The organism is Gammaproteobacteria bacterium, from assembly GCA_024235095.1.
In the GTDB taxonomy this organism is placed as follows: domain Bacteria; phylum Pseudomonadota; class Gammaproteobacteria; order Competibacterales; family Competibacteraceae; genus UBA2383.
On the sequence record JACKNC010000001.1, the window covers coordinates 1,451,652 to 1,470,655 of the forward strand.

15 protein-coding genes and 1 pseudogene are annotated in these 19,004 nt (G+C 56.5%); 6 read left to right on the forward strand and 10 right to left on the reverse strand.

The annotated features are described in order from the left end of the window. The first annotated feature begins 16 nt into the window (after window positions 1-16). Window positions 17-712: a TonB-dependent receptor plug domain-containing protein gene (locus H6973_06450; protein ID MCP5125277.1), complete on the forward strand. Its 696-nt coding sequence runs from the start codon at window positions 17-19 to the stop codon at window positions 710-712. Here H6973_06450 and H6973_06455 read toward each other — a convergent pair. Further along, a pseudogene (locus tag H6973_06455) lies at window positions 701-1,875 on the reverse strand (IS630 family transposase). The gene H6973_06450 and the pseudogene H6973_06455 overlap by 12 nt on opposite strands. Between H6973_06455 and H6973_06460 the strand changes: the two are divergent. The 5 genes from H6973_06460 to H6973_06480 all read left to right on the forward strand — a co-directional run bounded on the left by H6973_06460 (window position 1,874) and on the right by H6973_06480 (window position 8,987). Beyond that, the gene (locus tag H6973_06460) at window positions 1,874-3,295 is read left to right on the forward strand and encodes a TonB-dependent receptor (protein ID MCP5125278.1); all 1,422 of its coding nucleotides are present in this window, start codon (window positions 1,874-1,876) and stop codon (window positions 3,293-3,295) included. The pseudogene H6973_06455 and the gene H6973_06460 overlap by 2 nt on opposite strands. Window positions 3,296-3,516: 221 nt before the next feature. Continuing rightward, window positions 3,517-4,017 carry a hypothetical protein gene (locus tag H6973_06465; GenBank protein ID MCP5125279.1) on the forward strand — a complete coding sequence of 167 codons (501 nt, stop codon included), beginning with the start codon at window positions 3,517-3,519 and terminating at the stop codon, window positions 4,015-4,017. Further along, window positions 4,017-6,047, forward strand: coding sequence for a TonB-dependent receptor (locus tag H6973_06470; protein ID MCP5125280.1), 2,031 nt, complete (start codon window positions 4,017-4,019; stop codon window positions 6,045-6,047). Before H6973_06465 ends, H6973_06470 begins: the two co-directional genes overlap by 1 nt. Window positions 6,048-6,058: 11 nt before the next feature. Continuing rightward, window positions 6,059-6,604 (forward strand): YfiR family protein, encoded by a 546-nt coding sequence (locus tag H6973_06475; GenBank protein MCP5125281.1) that lies wholly within the window; start codon window positions 6,059-6,061, stop codon window positions 6,602-6,604. A 7-nt stretch (window positions 6,605-6,611) separates the two neighbouring features. Beyond that, window positions 6,612-8,987 (forward strand): response regulator, encoded by a 2,376-nt coding sequence (locus H6973_06480; GenBank protein MCP5125282.1) that lies wholly within the window; start codon window positions 6,612-6,614, stop codon window positions 8,985-8,987. A gap of 30 nt (window positions 8,988-9,017) precedes the next feature. Here H6973_06480 and bioD read toward each other — a convergent pair whose 3' ends face one another. From bioD to H6973_06525, 9 genes are all read right to left on the reverse strand, one after another. After that, the gene (bioD, locus tag H6973_06485) at window positions 9,018-9,695 is read right to left on the reverse strand and encodes a dethiobiotin synthase (protein MCP5125283.1); all 678 of its coding nucleotides are present in this window, start codon (window positions 9,693-9,695) and stop codon (window positions 9,018-9,020) included. Between the two features lie 139 nt (window positions 9,696-9,834). Then, entirely contained in the window at window positions 9,835-10,689 is an 855-nt protein-coding gene (gene bioC, locus H6973_06490; GenBank protein ID MCP5125284.1) for a malonyl-ACP O-methyltransferase BioC, read from the reverse strand. Then, window positions 10,686-11,900 carry an 8-amino-7-oxononanoate synthase gene (bioF, locus tag H6973_06495; protein MCP5125285.1) on the reverse strand — a complete coding sequence of 405 codons (1,215 nt, stop codon included), beginning with the start codon at window positions 11,898-11,900 and terminating at the stop codon, window positions 10,686-10,688. The genes bioC and bioF overlap by 4 nt, the downstream gene beginning before the upstream one ends. Next, window positions 11,897-13,246 carry an adenosylmethionine--8-amino-7-oxononanoate transaminase gene (locus H6973_06500; protein MCP5125286.1) on the reverse strand — a complete coding sequence of 450 codons (1,350 nt, stop codon included), beginning with the start codon at window positions 13,244-13,246 and terminating at the stop codon, window positions 11,897-11,899. The genes bioF and H6973_06500 overlap by 4 nt, the downstream gene beginning before the upstream one ends. Beyond that, the gene (locus H6973_06505; GenBank protein ID MCP5125287.1) at window positions 13,239-14,165 is read right to left on the reverse strand and encodes an exopolyphosphatase; all 927 of its coding nucleotides are present in this window, start codon (window positions 14,163-14,165) and stop codon (window positions 13,239-13,241) included. The genes H6973_06500 and H6973_06505 overlap by 8 nt, the downstream gene beginning before the upstream one ends. Window positions 14,166-14,220: 55 nt before the next feature. Continuing rightward, window positions 14,221-15,213, reverse strand: a complete 993-nt coding sequence (gene bioB / locus H6973_06510; protein ID MCP5125288.1) for a biotin synthase BioB — start codon at window positions 15,211-15,213, stop codon at window positions 14,221-14,223. A gap of 257 nt (window positions 15,214-15,470) precedes the next feature. Then, window positions 15,471-17,105, reverse strand: a complete 1,635-nt coding sequence (locus H6973_06515; GenBank protein MCP5125289.1) for an electron transfer flavoprotein-ubiquinone oxidoreductase — start codon at window positions 17,103-17,105, stop codon at window positions 15,471-15,473. A gap of 194 nt (window positions 17,106-17,299) precedes the next feature. Next, window positions 17,300-18,232, reverse strand: a complete 933-nt coding sequence (locus H6973_06520) for a glycosyltransferase (GenBank protein ID MCP5125290.1) — start codon at window positions 18,230-18,232, stop codon at window positions 17,300-17,302. Continuing rightward, on the reverse strand, window positions 18,229-18,933 hold the full coding sequence (locus H6973_06525; protein MCP5125291.1) for a glutamine amidotransferase: 705 nt from the start codon (window positions 18,931-18,933) through the stop codon (window positions 18,229-18,231). The genes H6973_06520 and H6973_06525 overlap by 4 nt, the downstream gene beginning before the upstream one ends. Between the last annotated feature and the right edge of the window lie 71 nt (window positions 18,934-19,004).

Genomic DNA, 19,004 nt, shown 5'->3' on the forward strand with positions numbered 1-19,004 from the left:
ATTCATCCATTCGATAATGAAATCCAGGTTATCTCTTTTTTCAATCCGTCGGAACGCCCTGTTATTCGGTGTAGTCATCAGCATTATTAGCCCGCTGGACGATGCATCTGCGGGTTCCGCCGCTGATGAAGCAGAAGTCTTCCTGGAACTGAGTCTTGAAGAACTCTCTCAAGTCATTGTGACTTCAGCCTCCCGTAAGGCGCAACCGCTTGCAGATACGCCAGCAGCGGTGTTTGTGATTAGCGCCGATGACATTCGCCGCAGCGGGGCGACTAATCTCCCGGAAGCGCTACGTCTCGCGCCTGGCGTACAGGTCGCTGCCCTGGGCAACAACAAGTGGGCGATCTCCATCCGAGGGTTTGCCGACCGCTATTCCAATAAGCTCCTGGTGCTGATGGACGGACGCAGTCTTTATTCACCAATATTTTCTGGAGTTTTTTGGGAAGCTCAGAATATCCCGTTGGAAATCATCGAACACATTGAGGTTATCCGTGGGCCGGCGCCATTGTGGGGTGCTAACGCCGTTAACGGCGTCATCAATATCATCACCGAATCGGCTAAAGAAACGCGGGGAGGGCAAGTGGTTGTCGCTGGAGGTACGGAGTTACACGCGGATGGCTTCGTGCAGCAAGGCTGGAAGATCAACGACGAAACGGCTGTGCGCGTCTATGCTAAAGCGCAGGACTATGGCCCTTCCCGACTAGTGGGCTGACACAGAAGTTTTGACAGGTTCAGAGGTTTCTAGGTCCACCGGGGTTTCAGAAGATTTCAAGGGAGGATAGAGGCGCTTGAGTTTGACCCGGGCCAAGTCGGTGCCGAACTGCCAGTGGATTTTGGTCTGACGTAGGTTGCGTGGGCCTTGCCAAGCGGCGATTTCCTTCCGCAAAGTTTCGAGGTTCGCAATGCGGCGATTCAAACACTGGCCGGCGAGAACAGCGAACTCACATTCCGCCATATTGAGCCAACTGCCATGCTTGGGGGTGTAATGAAATTCGAGCTTGCGGGTGATCCGGCGGGCTTCCTCTGGAGAAAAGACACTATACAAGGCCGCAGGAGTGTGGGTATTGAGGTTATCCACGACCAACCGGATTCGCTCCGCCTTCGGAAAGTACACATCAACGAGTTGCTGCATTTGCTGGGCAAAATCGCGTTTGGTGCGCTGTTTCGTGACATTAACATGACGCCACCCGCGCAAGGGTTGTACGAATAGAAATAAATTGGCGGTGCCTTCGCGTTTGTATTCACAGTCATAGCGCGCCGGTTGACCCGGGCGGGCGGGTTGAGGACAGCGGGTTTCGCTGGTCAATTGCACCGGACTTTCATCGAAGCACACTTGGGGGTATTGAGGATCATCGGGTTCGGCGTACAGGTCCAACACATCCTCCATATGCCAAACATAATCGGGACTGACACTGGGAATACACCATTCTTGACGTTGCCAGGGTTTGAGGTCGTTTTTTTAAGGATGCGCCGCACACTCTCACGGGAAATGGCTTCGATGGGCCGGAGTTCCATGAAGCGGTCCGCTAACAATTGGAGAGTCCACTGACAACGGCCAGCGGGCGGGGTACTACAGGCCAAGGCGACCAGAAAGGCGGCCTGTTTGCCGGTCAAGGCCGGGGGCAAACCGACTCGTGGCCGCTCGCTTAACGCCGCCAGCAACCCTTCGTCGACAAACCGTTGACGGGTACGATGAACGGTCGAAATCCCCAAGTGAAGGCTTTGGGCAATGGCCTCATCCGTCGCCCCTTCCGCAGCCTGCAGCAACACATGGGCACGGGCAACCTTGCGCGCCGCTGCCTTGCCTTTATGAATGACCTTCAGCAGGTCTTCCCGCTCCTCTTCAGTTAGATCAACCAGATACTTGTGGGCCATGGTGATTCCTCCTGTTGATCTCAACCATAGGGCACCCACCGCTACCTGTCAAAACTTCTGTGTCAGCCCACTAGCCACCGGCGGTGAAGGCGCAGATGACTGGCGAAATGAACGCATCGGCGTTCGTCTGGATCGTCACGCTGGAACCGATCGCCTGCTGGTCGAAGGCGAAATCTACAATAGCCAAACTGGCGATCGCGTCCTTCTGCCATCCGTCACGGGCGCTAATCTGCTAACTGACTTCGATCAGACCCTTCGCGGCGGCTATCTGCTGTCGCGCTGGGAACGGCAAACGAGTCAGGATACCGGTTATAGCTTGCAAGCCTATCTTGAACAGCAGCGTTTAGAGCATATCTGGTTCGACCAGGATAGCACCATCTTTGACCTGGAGTTCCAGCAGCGTTTCGCTATCAGCTCGCAGCAGGATGTCATCTGGGGGCTGGGCTATCGGCGCATCAGCGATGACACCACTCGAACTATCTATGTGACCGTCGATCCCGCCAAACGCACCGATGATCTGTTCAGCGCCTATCTCCAGGACGACATTACTCTAGTTCCCGGTCGCTGGCGTCTGACGCTGGGCAGTCGCTTTGATCATAATGATTACACCGGTTTCGAGATTCAACCCAATGTGCGGTTACTCTGGACGCCTGACCCGCGCACCAGCATCTGGGCGGCGGTTTCCCGAGTGGTGCGCACACCGTCGCGCGCGGAATCCGATGGGAACGTCTGGCTGATCAACGCCCCCATCGGCGAGTTTGTACAATCCCTGCCGCCCTTTGTCGATCCCGATTTGCCGATAGCGATCATTTTGCAAGGCAGTTCCGATTTCACTGCTGAGAGAATGACAGGGTTTGACATCGGATGGCGTCATCAGCACTCATCCACTCTGAGTTGGGATGTGGCCGGCTTTTACTACGACTACGAACGATTACGAAATCTTTCATCGGGTTCGCTTGATCTTCTTAACCCACCGCTGATCACTTTGAAACGAGCCGTAGAGAATGAGAGTGACGCACGGATCTACGGCCTGGAACTATCCGCCGATTGGCGCCCCCACGCCGATTGGCGCTTGCAAGCGAACTATGGCTGGATTAATAGCTTGGGACGCGGCGACAGCACCGCCCGTCCTCCGACTCACCAGTTTTCGCTGCTTTCATCGTGGGCGTTCCACCCCGCATGGCAATGGGATGCCTGGCTACGCTATGTCAGTGAGGTTAAAGGATCCGACTATACCATTCCAGCCTATGCGAATCTGGATATGCGGCTAGCCTGGAAAATCCAGCGCGATCTGGAAATCTCTCTGGTCGGACAAAATCTCTTCGACCAGACCCATCCTGAACTCGTTTCTCGATACATTCGATCGGCGCCCGCGGAAATCGAACGAGGCGTTTACCTGAAACTGGACGTCAAATTTTAGGCGCTCCGCTCATGAAGGCTCTTCATCATGCGATGAGAAGACAGGTTATTGTTCCCACGCTGGAGCATGGGAGCGATCTATCAGAATTCGCTGTTTTCCGTTTTCCCACGCCTTGAGATTTTGTCATGACAACCGGGGCAAAGGACAGGAATAAGACTATGTTGAGATTCCGTAAAAGATCATTAAAAATAGCTCAGCAAATTAAAAATATGGAAGATCACATGAATCATCCCAGCCCCTGGGGCCTCCCGCGCAGCGCCATCACGCCCGCCAAACCCAGTGAATTTAGCGAAACCAAGATTGTAAGCGTTCACTTCCCCCCTTTGAAAAAGGAAGGCCGGGGGGGATTGCGCATGGGCGACGGGGCCAAAATCCCCCCTAACCCCCCTTTGCCAAAGGGGGGGACTGAATGGTTACCCAAGATTTTCTCGACACAGGGCCGAATCGGTCGAGTGAGCTACATAGGTTATTTGGTGGGATTGGGATTATTGACTTACTTGATCACGGTATTGCTGGGCCTGGCAGCCGTGTTGCTTGAAGATTACCCCATCATAGGGTTGATCATGGGCGGTTTGGTTGTCTTTGCAACGCTGTTGAGCATTGCCGTAACCAGCCTGGTGCCATTGGCGCCATTCCCGCGTATATGGATTACACGAAACGCGCCCAGGAGGCGACGTCCAGCAGCGTGCCTTTGCCACAATAGTCATTCATCCATTCGATAATGAAATCCAGGTTATCTCTTTTTTCAATCCGTCGGAACGCCCTGTTATTCGGTGTAGTCATCAGCATTATTAGCCCGCTGGACGATGCATCTGCGGGTTCCGCCGCTGATGAAGCAGAAGTCTTCCTGGAACTGAGTCTTGAAGAACTCTCTCAAGTCATTGTGACTTCAGCCTCCCGTAAGGCGCAACCGCTTGCAGATACGCCAGCAGCGGTGTTTGTGATTAGCGCCGATGACATTCGCCGCAGCGGGGCGACTAATCTCCCGGAAGCGCTACGTCTCGCGCCTGGCGTACAGGTCGCTGCCCTGGGCAACAACAAGTGGGCGATCTCCATCCGAGGGTTTGCCGACCGCTTTTCCAATAAGCTCCTGGTGCTGATGGACGGACGCAGTCTTTATTCACCGCTATTTTCCGGAGTTTTCTGGGAGGCCCAGAATATTCCGCTGGAAATCATCGAGCGGATCGAGGTGATCCGTGGGCCGGCGCCATTGTGGGGTGCTAACGCCGTTAACGGCGTCATCAATATCATCACCGAATCGGCTAAAGAAACGCGGGGAGGGCAAGTGGTTGTCGCTGGAGGTACGGAGTTACACGCGGATGGCTTCGTGCAGCAAGGCTGGAAGATCAACGACGAAACGGCTGTGCGCGTCTATGCTAAAGCGCAGGACTATGGCCCTTCCCGATTGGCCACCGGCGGTGAAGGCGCAGACGACTGGCGAAATGAACGCATCGGCGTTCGTCTGGATCGTCACGCTGGAACCGATCGCCTGCTGGTCGAAGGCGAAATCTACAATAGCCAAACTGGCGATCGCGTCCTTCTGCCATCCGTCACGGGCGCTAATCTGCTAACTGACTTCGATCAGACCCTTCGCGGCGGCTATCTGCTGTCGCGCTGGGAACGGCAAACGAGTCAGGATACCGGTTATAGCTTGCAAGCCTATCTTGAGCAGGAACATTTCGAGCATGTCTGGCTCAGCCAGGATACCCATACTTTTGATCTGGAGTTCCAGCAGCGTTTTGCCATCGGCCAGCAGCAGGATGTCATCTGGGGGCTGGGCTATCGGCGCATCGACAACAACATCGCCAACTCGGCCTATTCAACCGCTGATCCCGCCAAGCGCACCGACCAGTTGTTTAGCGTCTATCTCCAGGATGACATCACCCTGGTTCCCGATCGTTGGCGTCTGACGCTGGGCAGCCGCTTTGATCATAACGATTACACCGGTTTTGAGGCGCAACCGAATATACGGTTACTCTGGACGCCGGATTGGCGCAACAGCGTCTGGGCAGCCGTCTCTCGCGTCGTGCGCACGCCGTCACGTGCGGAATCTGATCTGAGGGTCTGGCTGATCAACGCGCCTATCGGTGAACTTGTGCAACCACTGCCGTCCTTTCTCGATCCCGATTTGCCGGTAGCGATCATTTTCCAACATAATCCCGATTTCGCTGCTGAAAATATGACCGGGCTTGACATCGGGTGGCGTCATCAGCACTCATCCACTCTGAGTTGGGATGTGGCCGGCTTTTACTACGACTACGATGAATTACGCAATATTTTCTGGACGCCCGACTTGGGTAACCCATCGGCGCCTGCCGTAAAGCAATTTTTGACAAACGAAAGTGATGCCCGGCTTTACGGCCTGGAATTGACCGCAGACTGGCGTCCTCATACTGATTGGCGCTTGCAGGCCAGCTACAGTTGGATTAACTACTTGGGAGATGGGATTGGCGCTGCGGCTCCCCCGGCTCGCCAGTTTTCGCTGCTTTCATCGTGGGTGTTTCACCCTGCATGGCAATGGGATGCCTGGCTGCGCTATGTCAGCAAGATTGAAGGATCCGGCTTTGCCATTCCAGCCTATGCGAATCTGGATATGCGGCTGGCCTGGAAAATTCAGCGCGATCTGGAAATCTCTCTGGTCGGGCAAAATCTCCTCGACCAGACCCATCCAGAATTCGTTTCTCAATACATTCAATCAGCGTCCACGGAAATCGAACGAGGCGTTTACCTGAAACTGGACGTCAAATTTTAGGCGCTCCGCCCATGAAGGCTCTTCATCATGCAATGAGAAAAGCCCTGCTGGTTAGTTTAATCACCTTGCTGTTTCAGATAGTGAGCATTCGAGCCGATTCATCGGCAGAATATGGAGTTAAAGCCGGTTTTGTTTACAATTTCGCCAAGTTCGTTGAGTGGCCGGACAGCGTTTTCGCCTTTGCCGCCGCGCCACTGCGGCTCTGTGTTCTAGGTAAATCTCCACTGGACGGCAAACTGCAATTGCTCGCCCAGCGTCAAGCCCAGGGGCGTCCCATTGAAATTACAGACAATCCTTTAATCCAGGATTGGCCAAGTTGCCAGATGCTGTATCTCGGCGCTGACCAGGCGTCGCAACTGAAAGCATTGCGAGCTACACTGGCGCAAGTTCCAGTCCTCACTATCAGCGATATACCCAATTTTGCGGAAAAGGGCGGCATGATCGAATTGTACCTTGAGGAGGGTCGAGTGCGGTTCGCCATTAACCTCATGATTGCACAACAGACGGGCCTGAAATTGAGCGCCCAAATGTTGCGCATGGCAAAAATTGTGGAGTAGCCGAAAGATGATAGTGAACCTGCACGATTGGCCGCTGCACCGGAAATTCATTCTGATTCTGATGCTGACCGCTGGGATCGCCCTCATCGTAGCCTGGAGCATTTTCGCCGTCGGCGCCGCTTTCAAGCTTCAGAGAGATATGTTGACGCAACTGGCGACCCTGGCGCGGATGACCGCCATCAACAGTCAGGCCGCCGTAGCTTTCAACGATGAGCATGGCGCAAAAGTCAATCTGGAAGCCCTGCGGGTCGCGCCCAATGTCGTATTCGCCTGTATCATCCATGCTGATGGCGCACCCTTCGCCCATTACGCGACCACCTCGTCAGTTGGCGCTCATGAATCCTGCGACTGGGCGCTGCACGAGTATACCGGCTGGTTCAACGAGGTCCGCTTCCTCCATCTAGAGGAATCCATCATCGTCGATGGCGAGCAACTCGGCAAACTGTATTTGCTGGCGGATATCAGCGATTCCTGGCGAATTCTCGGCCTGTATCTGCTAGGCACCGGAGGATTGATCTTGGTTGCTCTGATTACGGCAGCCTGGGTTGGTTTGCGCTTTCGCCGTTATCTGACTGGTCCCATTTTGGCGCTGGGGCAAACCGCTGCGCAAATTACCGAAAATAAGGATTACTCGCTGCGTGCGCGAAAATTCAGTCACGATGAAGTCGGTCAACTCATCGACAACTTCAACGAGATGCTGACGCAGATTCAGGCCCGCGATCAACAACTGGCGCGCCACCGTGAACATCTGGAAGACGAGGTGGAAATGCGCACGGCGGAACTCAGACAGGCGAAGGAAGCGGCGGAAGCGGCCAGCTTGGCCAAATCCCAGTTCCTGGCGACCATGAGTCATGAGATCCGCACTCCGATGAATGGGGTGCTGGGTATGAACGAACTATTGCTGGATACGCCGCTTACCGCCACTCAGCGGCGCTATGTGGATAGGGTGCAACAATCCGGAGAAGCGTTGCTGGCGATTATCAATGACATCCTGGATTTCTCCAAGATTGAAGCAGGGCATCTGGAGTTGGAGCAGATCGACTTTGATCCTCGTCAAGTCATCGAAACGGTGGGAGAGATGCTGGCCGAACGAGCGCACATAAAGGGCCTGGAGTTCATTTGCCGGATCGCGCCTGAAGTGCCGGCTGCGGTGCAAGGCGATCCCACCCGGCTCCAGCAGGTGTTCATCAACCTGGTGGGCAACGCCATCAAGTTTACCGAGCAAGGCGAGGTGATAATGAACCTGGAGCGCGCGCCGGGCGGCATGGTCAACGAAATCGTGTTGCGCGGCACGGTGCGCGATACGGGAATTGGCATCAATCCAGTGGTGCAGTCCCGTTTGTTTAAGGTCTTTTCTCAGGCTGACAGTTCGCACACCCGCCGGTTTGGCGGAACGGGCCTAGGGTTAGCGATCGCCAAGCAGCTCGTGGAAATCATGGGCGGGACTATTGGCGTCAACAGCGAAGTTGGGCGCGGCTCCACCTTCTGGTTTACTGTGAAGCTGGCGCCGTCGGACCAGACGCCTGCTCCATCAAAAAGGGTTTGCCTGCCAGCGGGTTTTCGGGTGCTGGCGGTGGATGATCATCCTGTTAACCGGGAAATTTTGCAGCAGCACCTGGCGAGCTGGAATCTGCACACCGATAGTGCGTGCGATGGAACGGAAGCGTTAGCCAAGTTGCGCGCTGCGCGGCAAGCCGGCGCTCCCTACGACCTGGCTCTGCTGGATATGAATATGCCCGATATGACTGGACTCGATCTGGCGCAGGCCATCAAGGCCGACCCGGCCATTGCAGCGACGCGGTTGATTCTGCTGTCGTCCATGACGCTGAGTGGTGTTAGCGATCTGCGTCAGGCCGGCTTTATTTGCGCACTGAACAAGCCCATCTATCGCCGATTGTTGCATCAGAGCCTCACAGTCGCAACAGGCGCGGTGCCCGAACCCGTATCGAAGCCGTTAGTGAACGCCACTACAGTTCGCTGCCCAGCGCATGTTCTGCTGGCCGAGGATAACCTGATCAATCAGGAGTTGGCGCTGATGATGCTGTATAAGTTGGGTTGCCGGACCGAGGTCGCAGAGAACGGCCAGTTGGCGTTACTGGCTCTGGAGCGCGCGCATTATGATCTGGTGCTTATGGACTGCCAAATGCCCGAGATGGATGGTTTTGAGGCGACTCGCCGATGGCGGGCGCGCGAACAAGCGATGAACTACAGCCGGCTGCCGATTATCGCTATCACTGCCAATGCTCTGGAAGGCGATCGGGAAGCCTGTCTGGCCTGCGGTATGGATGATTTTTTGGCCAAGCCGTTCAGGCAAAAGGCGTTAGAGCAGGTATTGCAACGCTGGGCGCCAGCAACTTTTGACGAAAAGCCTGGTAGCCCATAGTAAAGGCATATCGGTTTTTTGGCCAGACACTCATGACGCTATGTTCATCGGTAATGCCGTCAATTGCAGTGCACCGGCAGCCCGCACTGGATTGGTCCCATACGGCGTTACTCCCAGCAACGGCGCTTCCAGGCGCGTACTGAGCGTTTCAACATTGGCCTCAAACCGCTCCATAGCTGGATCAATCCGGTTAGCGACCCAGCCTGCCAGGCGTAAATTCCGAGCCGCAATCGCCTCGGCGGTCAACAGCGCATGATTCAAACAACCCAGGCGCATGCCAACCACCAGAATGATGGGCAAATCCAGCGCCACGGCCAGATCAGCCGTGTCTGAACATTCGTCAAGCGGAACCCGGAATCCGCCAACCCCTTCCACCCAGATCACTTCGGCTAACTCACACAATTGTGTGAAAGCCGCCGTGATCACCGCGATATCGACGGGCTTGCCCGCCTCGTGCGCTGCGATGTGCGGCGCAATTGGTGGTATATACAGATAGGGATTAACCAACGCCGGAGGGGGTTGAATGGAACTGGCCGCCAGCAATTGCGTTACATCGCCGTTGCGTCCGTCATCCTCGACCCCCGCCGCGATGGGCTTCATTCCCACTGTCGTGGAACCTTGTTGACGAGTTGCATGCAGCAGGGCGCAGGTCACCAGGGTTTTACCGACGCCGGTGTCCGTGCCCGTTACAAAAAATGCCTGTTTCATCTGTATCTCCCCTCTCCCCTAACCCCTCACTGCCATTATCAAAAGGTACGCAATGCGTACCCTACATCGATCTGCATCTCCCCTCTCCTCCAACCCCTCACTGCCATTATCAAGGTACGCAATGCGTACCCTCCATCGATCATTCAATTGTAGGGTACGCATTGCGTACCTTTTGCAGCCGATGCGCAATCAGCCAGACCACATCGTAAGTCAGCGGCAATCCCTCGGGTTCGCGTAACTGCTCGTAACGCGCGGTGACCGCCTGCCAGGCGGTCCGCCCGAACGGGGCGGGTCGGCGCTGTTCCACCTCGCGGGCGCCCACCGCCTTAACCCGGCGCAGCAGGGTGCGCAGGTCGGGATAATGCCGGCGCACCGCTTGCTGCCGCCAGATATTCACGGTCCAGCCATCCGCCTGGCAATGCGCTAACAAGCGTTCGGGCGTTGGAATCGTCAGCACATGGCTGTAATCATCGATGGCAGCAAAAGCATGGCGCAACTCGGGAAAATTATCGGTCCCCAGCGTTGCGACCGCCAGCATCCCGCCGGGTCGCAGCACTCGTCCCGCTTCGGTTAAACACTGTTGCGGATCGTTCCACTGCCAAGCCAAGCTGGACCAGTAAAGATCAAACTGCTGGTCTGCAAAGGGCAATGTCTCAATGTCAGCGCAAACCTGCATCGTCCACGGACATTGCAAGCGTGAGGCAATCAGCATACCCGATGCGAAATCAACTAATGTTAGCTCAGCGCGAGGCCAACGTTGTCGCAACCACCGCACACCATAACCCGTGCCACAGCCGGCCTCCAAAACGGTTCCCGGTTGAAAGTCGCTGCCGGTCTGCTCGAAACATCGAGCTAGCCGGTCACAGACCTCGCGCTGCACATCAGCGGCTTCATCATAGGTGGCCGCCGCCTGATCGAAAGCCTGGCGAATGCGCCGTTTGGCGGGTAATTCTGGAGAGAGGCTGCTATCGTTTCTCAGTTGGTTACGAGTCATAGGTTCCCCCCTTTAGCAAAGGCGGGAGGGTTGGTAAGGGAGACCTGCGTATCCAGCTCAACACAGCCCCTTAGCGCCGTGAGTAAGGCGTCCACGTGCTCGGTGGTATGGGCCGCTGACAGGGAAATTCGCAGCCGCGCCGTACCTGCCGGCACGGTGGGCGGACGAATCGCGGGAATCCACAGACCCTTGGCAAGTAATTGTTCCGCGAGCGCCAGGGTTGTCAGATTATCGCCGATCACCAAGGGTTGAATCGCTGTCAATGACGGTAATAACTGCCAAGGCAACCCGTCCAGTCCTGCGCGTAACCGCGTGATCAGGTCGTGCAGGTGCGCGCGACGGTCATCGCCGGCGGCGATCAACTCCAGACTGGCCAGCAATGCAGCAGCAATTATTGGACTGGAGGCAGTAGTAAAAATATAGGGGCGTCCCCGCTGCATCAGCCATTCAATAACGCGCCGGTCGCCGGCAATGAAAGCTCCAGAAACGCCGGCGGCTTTACCCAGCGTACCCATCAGAATCAGGCGAGGTGACGCGGGAAGTTGAAAATGAGCCAGACTGCCCCGCCCATTGGGACCAAGAACGCCGAATCCATGCGCGTCATCGACCACCAGCCAGGCATCGAACCGTTCAGCCAGTGCAAACAGTTCCGGCAGCGGCGCCAGATCGCCATCCATGCTGAACACCGCATCGGTCAGGATCAATTTGCGCCGCGCGCGACTGCGTTGCAGCCGGTCGGCCAACGCATCCAGATCGCCATGCGGATAGCGGATATGTTCAGCGCGCGCCAACTGGGCGGCATCGATCAGCGAGGCGTGATTGAGCCGGTCGGCGAAAATGGCGTCATGGCGCTCCAGAAGCGCCGGCGCGATGGCTAGATTCGCCATGTAGCCGGTGGTGAAATACAGGGCCTGCTCCCGACCGACGAAGGCGGCCAGTCGTTCTTCCAGTTCGGCATGGGGACGCAGATGGCCACTGACGACATGCGACGCGCCGCTGCCAACGCCCCAGCGCGCCGCAGCTTCCTGCACCGCTGCGATCAGCGCAGGATGGCTGGCCAAGCCAAGGTAATCGTTGCTGCAAAAGGCGATGAAACGATGGCCACCGACCACGGCCTCAGGACCACAGGGCGCATCCAGCATCCGACGTCGGCGCAGTAAACCCTCGGTCGCCAGTTGCGCAAGACCGGTTTCCAGTTCGTCCCAGATCATTCCAACGCCGCGTTTAGCGCCGCGACCGCCCGTTCTGCGAGCAGCGCGGCCTCGTCATTATCGAGAATGTAGGGCGGCATGAAATACACGGTCGTACCAAGCGGACGCAGGAAAATCTCCCGCGCCAGCGCCTCGCGATAGAAACGCAACCGAAAATCAGGTCGATCGGTATCGATGTCCAGCGCCCAGATCATGCCGCGCTGGCGGAAATGCCGAACGCGCGGATGATTTGCCAAAGGCGCGAGCAGTTCGGTGAATTGCTCGGCAAAGGCCCGGTTGCGGTCAAGGATGTGATCCTCGACGAAAATATCCAGAGTCGCCAGCGCCGCCCGGCAGGCCAGCGGATTACCGGTAAAGGAATGGGAATGCAGAAAGCCGCGCGTCACGGCATCGTCGTAGAAGGCGGCATACACGGCGTCGGTCGTCAGCGCCACGGACAGCGGCAGATAACCGCTGGTCAGTCCTTTGGACAGACAGAGGAAATCAGGGCGGATGCTGGCTTGCTCGTGAGCGAACAGCGTTCCGGTGCGACCAAAACCGACCATGATTTCATCGGCGATCAAATGCACCCGATATTGGTCGCATAAGGCGCGCGCGCGCTGCAAATACTCGGGATCGTACATGGCCATGCCGCCGGCGCCCTGCACCAGCGGTTCGACGATCAAGGCGGAGATTTGATCATGTTGAAGCTTCAGTACGGCTTCCAATTCCGCCGCTGCCCGGTGCGTGAAATCGGCGGCGCTTTCCCAAGGCTTGGCCTGGCGGATATCGGGCGATTGCACGGTGATGGCGTGGCGCATCAGAGGCCCGTAGGCTTCCTTGTACAACTCGACATCGCTGACGCCCAACGTTCCCAGGGTTTCGCCGTGATAGCTACCGGTGAGGCAGACAAACCGGTGTTTGTCCGGCTGGCCGTGGTTGCGCCAGTAGTGAGCCGACATTTTCAGCGCAATTTCCACCGCCGAAGAACCATCCGAGGCATAGAAACAGTGGCCAAGCGTCCCGCCCGTCAGGGCTGACAGCCGTTCCGACAACTCCACCACTGGCGCATGGGTAAAGCCGGCCAGAATCACATGCTCCAGCCGATCCAATTGATCGCGAATGGCGGCGCTAATCCGCGGATTGGCGTGGCCGAACAAATTGACCCACCAGGAACCGATGGCGTCCAGGTAACGCCGCCCGTCGAAATCATATAACCAGGCGCCCTGACCACGAGCGACCGGCACCAACGGCAACGCGCCATCGTCGTGCCATTTCATTTGAGTGCAGGGATGCCAGACCGCTTTCAGACTGCGGTTCAACCAATCCGCGTTGCTGGTCATCGTGAATGATTTACCCTTAGCCATCCTGGGTAATGCGCGCAATCAACTCGGTCAATACGGTATTGGCCTGATCGTGACTAATCTGGCAGGTGCCGGCGTTTTCATGACCGCCGCCGCCATAGCGCAACATTAATTCGCCGATATTGGTTTTAGACGTCCGGTTCAGAATTGACTTGCCGGTGGCGAACACCGTGTTCTGTTTTTGAAAACCCCACATGACATGGATCGAGATATTGGTTTGCGGGAACAGCGCATAGATCGTAAACCGGTTGGTCGCCCATATCGTTTCTTCATTGCGCAAATCAAGCACGACCAGATTGTTATGCACCGTACTACAACGTTGAATCTGTTCCTTGGCCTTGGGCGCGTGTTCGAGGTAGATATTCACCCGTTCCTGAACATCTGGCAATTGCAAGATGTCGTCAATGCCGTGGCTGCGGCAATAGTCGATGAGATTCATCATCAACTGGTAATTGGAAATCCGGAAATTGTGAAACCGTCCAAGTCCGGTGCGGGCGTCCATGAGAAAGGAGAGCAGTTCCCAGCCTTTCGGTTCAAGAATGTCCTCTTTAGAGAACTGCGCCGAATCCGCTTTGTCCACCGCAACCATCATTTCATCGCTGATGGCGGAGAAACGGGCCTTGCCGCCGTAATAATCGAACACCACCCGGGCCGCCGACGGCGCATTCGGGTCAATAATATGATTATCATGCTCTTCGTTGCGCAGGACTTCTGACGAGTGATGATCAAACGCCAGGTGTACGCCAGGCACATAAGGCAGATTCGTCGTGATGTCGTGGTCGCTGATTTTGATCTTGCCATCCTGCATGTCCTTGGGATGCACAAACTTGATGTCGTCAATCAATTTCAACTCGTTGAGCAAAACCGCGCACACCAGGCCATCCATGTCGCTGCGTGTGACCAAGCGAAATCTTTCAGTCATCGGGGACTCCTGATTGTTAGTTTGGTTTTAAAGAGGCGATAGGTGACCTGGCCTCTCAGACGCCGTGCAGGCCCAGTTTCTGAAATAACCCATTATCGAGGGATGTCTGGGAATTGCTGGTGGTTAACAGATGATCGCCATAAAAAATCGAATTGGCGCCCGCCAGAAAACACAGCGCCTGTTCGGCTTCGCTCATTTGCTCGCGCCCGGCGGACAGGCGCACATAGCTGCTCGGCATGGTGATGCGCGCGGCAGCGATAGTGCGGACAAATTCGAAAATATCGATGGGATTGCTATTGGCCAGCGGCGTTCCTGGAATCGGCACCAGATTGTTAATGGGCACCGATTCCGGCGGTGGATCGAGATTGGCCAGTTTCGCAATTAACCCAGCGCGATGCTGGCGTGTTTCCCCCATGCCAACGATGCCGCCGCTGCAAATCTTCAGGCCGGCCTCGCGCACTCGCTGCAAAGTGTCCAACCGGTCCTGATAGGTGTGCGTCGTGACGATGTCGCCGTAAAATTCCGGGGCGGTATCGAGATTATGGTTGTAGTAGTCCAGGCCGGCTTCCTTCAGTTGTTCAGCTTGACCATCCTTGAGGATGCCCAGGGTGACGCAGGTTTCCAGTCCTAGCGCTTTGACGGCCTGCACCATTTCCATGACCGCCGGCAGGTCCTTCTCCTTCGGACCGCGCCAGGCCGCGCCCATGCAGAATCGGCCAGCGCCCTTTTCTTTGGCGGCCCGGGCCGCCGCCAGGACTTCCTCGGTGGAGAGCAGACGTTGCGTTTCCAGGCCCGTCTGGTAGCGCTTGGACTGCGAGCAATAGCCGCAATCTTCGGAGCAGTTGCCGGTTTTGACCGAGAGTAGGCTTGAACGCTGGATCGCGTTGGGATTGAAGTGCTCGCGCAGAGCCTGTTGCGCTCGAAAGATCAGGTCAGCGAAAGGTAATTCAAAGAGATCGAGCACGGTATCCACTGTCCAGGCGGGAGCATGGAAAACGGGCTGTTGTACGGGAGAAAGCGGTTGGGAGAGAAGGACTGGGTTGTTCATAGACTCTGTTTCCGGAGGGGGTTCTGAAGAAATGCTGACCCGCGTTAAGATAGCATTCCCGGCATGAAAAACCACGCTGCATTGGCTCTAATCGCGGGCATTGTTAAATTCAATCTTGTCGTATACCTCGGCCAGCGCCAGTTCGTAGTTGATCGAATCCAGCCGGAAGATGCTGTCCAGCTTGGCGCTTTCGGTCAACATCTGCTGTTTTAAGCGAAAAACCCGGCAAAACCGGGCTTTTTCATTGATCAACGAAATTACATATTCGGGTAATTCGGCCCATCGCCGCCCTGTGGCGTCACCCAGTGAATATTCTGGGTGGGGTCCTTAATGTCGCACGTCTTGCAATGAACGCAGTTCTGCGCGTTGATTTGCAAGCGCGGATTTTTCCCCTCGCTGTCCCGGACGATCTCGTAAACCCCCGCCGGGCAATAGCGCTGCTCCGGCGCATCGTACAGCGCCAGGTTGACCTGGATCGGCACGGTTGAATCCTTCAGCGTCAGGTGACAGGGCTGGTCTTCCTCGTGATTGGTGTTGGAAATGAATACCGAGGACAGTCGGTCAAAACTGATCACGCCATCCGGTTTCGGATACTCGATTTTCGGACACTCGCTGGCTTTCTTGAGTTTGGCATGATCCGGCTTGTGATGGAAAGTCCACGGGGCTTTGCCTCGAAATAGATAAGTATCCAGCGCCGAATAGACAATAGCCGCCCACAGGCCCCAACTGAACGACGGTTTGATATTGCGCACCTGGTAGAGTTCTTCCCACAGCCAGCTTTGCCGCAACAATTCGGGATAGGCGGTGATTTCGACGGGAGGTTCCTCAGCAGCGACAGCGGCGAAGACTGCATCGGCAGCGACCATCCCGGATTTCATCGCGGCATGGATGCCCTTGATCTTGGGCATGTTCAGAAAACCGGCAGTGTCGCCGATCAGCACGCCGCCGGGGAACGTCAATTTGGGAATGGACTGGATGCCGCCGGCGGAGATGGCGCGCGCCCCGTAGGCAATGCGTCGTCCGCCTTCAAATGTTGGACGAATATCGGGATGCGTTTTAAAACGCTGGAACTCCTCGAACGGCGACAAGTGTGGATTTTCGTAGCCCAGGCCAATCACGAACCCGACTGCCACCTGATTGTTTTCCATGTGATAGAGGAAGGAACCCCCATAGGTGCTGGCGGCCAGCGGCCAGCCCACAGTATGGACGATCTTGCCCGGCTCATGTTTCGCAGGATCGACTTCCCACAATTCCTTGATGCCAATGCCATAGGTCTGCGGGTCCACGCCCTCGCGCAGGTTGAAGCGCTCGGACAGCAACTTGGTCAACGAGCCGCGACAACCCTCGGCGAACATCGTGTAGCGGGCGCGCAGTTCCATGCCAGGCGTGTATTGGTCGGTCTGATGACCTTCCCGGTCGATACCCATATCGCCGGTGGCGACCCCGACTACCGTACCCTCATCGTCATAAAGCACTTCGGCAGCGGCGAAACCGGGGTAGATTTCCACCCCCAGTTCTTCCGCTTGCTCAGCCAGCCAGCGGCACAGATTACCCAGGCTGATGAGGTAATTGCCGTGGTTGTTCATCTGCGGCGGGGTCGGTAACCGGTACGAGGTCTCTCGGGTCAGCAGCAGGAAGCGGTCCTCGGTCGCTGGCGTCAGCAACGGCGCGCCCTGTTCTTTCCAGTCCGGGATGAGTTCGTTCAGAGCACGGGGTTCCACGACCGCGCCGGACAGGATGTGGGCGCCGACTTCGGAGCCTTTTTCGAGGACGCAGACATTGATTTCCTGATCCTTCTCCGCAGCCAACTGCTTCAAACGAATGGCTGCCGACAAGCCGGACGGGCCAGCGCCCACGATGACCACATCATATTCCATACTTTCGCGTTCCACCGGTCACTCCTTAAATTTGTCTTCAGGTTTGGAGTTGGCGGGAAGCGGCCTCTAGGAGCGGCTTTCCCGTGTTCAAAGAGATTGTAAAGGCAGTTGCCAGGAGCGGGCTAGTCTATTTCAAGGAAGGTATCAGCGTAACTAATTTAATTAAAGACAATTTTCTGATAAAACATATTTAAATCCGGGAAATCGAGTTATGCGTCGAGCGCTCGGCACCGCGCGGCGTAGCGCCGCCACACTACTGGTTCGGGGGTGCGCGTCAGACTGAGCAAGGCATCACCAAGAATCACCGGTATCAATTCACGCGCATTCTTCCGCGCCCAGCGCAGAAAACTACGTAGTCGGCGGCGCAGGCAGGCTCGCCAGAGCGCTGGTGGAATCAAGTCGCCATGCTGTTCAGCGAACTTGCCCAAGGTATCCCAGTTCGCCTCGAACATCATGCGTTGGCGACGGCTGGCGTTGCCCTCGTGTCGGCGATAACCGGCCAACAGGCCAGGAATCCGGGCGATCGCGTGATTGACCGATAAGCGCAGCCAACCATCCAGGTCCTCCAGCGGCAGCTGTTCATCAAAGCCGCCGATCGCCAGAAACGCCTCCCGACGCAATGCGACTGTAGCGTTGGCGACATCGTTATAGCGAATCAGGCGCAGATAGGCTTGGTGATCAAGTCTCGGCGGCGGCCGCTTCCGAGTGGAAGAGGACAGCACTCGCCCCTCAGCATCAATGAAATCGACGTCGGAATAGACGAGCGCCAGGCGTGGCTCGTTCCAGTCGGCAATCGCTTGTTGCTGGACTTGAATCTTTTCGGGATAGAGAAGATCGTCGGAGCCGAGCAGGTGGACCCATTCGCCCCGGCAGGCGGCGATGGCGCGGTTGGATGCGGCGCTGACACCGCGATTGGGCTGACGCAAAACGGTTAAATGTTCGAAACGCCCAGCATGGTCGGCGGCGAACTGCTCGGCAATCGTCAGAGTATCGTCGGTGGAGCCATCGTCGACAATAACCAACTCCAGCCGGGGATAGGTCTGGTTCCGCACCGATTCCAGGCAGGCCTGCAAAAAAGGCGCGTGGTTGTAAGTTGGCACTGCTACGCTGACCAGCGGACTCCTCGAATTATGTGCAGTCATAATCCTGCTTGATCCAGCCAGACCTTCAAACATTGCTGGCCTCGCGTTTCCGCTCCCGGCGCATAACGCATAGTTTCCGCGCGCAATATGGGGACCTTCAAGCCCGGCGTACCAGCGATCTCACAGGCATGGCCAATAAACCAGCGTTCCAGACCTTTTGCTGTGGTTTCGATATGGAACTGTAGGGCCAATACCTGACTTCCACACGTAAAGGCTTGATGTGGGTAGAGGTCGGTAGACGCCAGCAAGGTTGCGCCTTCCGGCAGATCGAAAGTATCGCCGTGCCAATGCAGCGCCGGCGCGCCATCAGCGAACGCTGCCAGCGGACTGGCGCGGCCTGCATCGGTCAAGACCAGCGGTTTCCAGCCAATCTCCTTATGGCCACCTGGATAAACCTTTGCACCCAAAGCCCGCGCGATCATTTGACAGCCTAAGCAGATGCCTAGCGTCGGGCGTCTCGCACTCAGACGCGCTTGCAATAAGCGTAGCTCGTCCTGGATGAAGGGATAAGCCTCTTCCTCGTACACCCCGATCGGGCCGCCGAGGACAACCAGTAAATCGGCGGCCAGTGGATCGAGCGCGGTCAAATCATCCCAACCAGCTTCCAGATATTGGATCGCGTAGCCACGATCCACTAAAATGGGCGCAAAACTGCCTAAATCCTCAAAAGCAACATGGCGAATGGCGAGAACAGTTTTCATGGATTCAACCTGCTAAAGTTAGAAAGTTCATTGTAATAAAGCGGCGCGCCAAGGGCCACGTCGAGATGCTG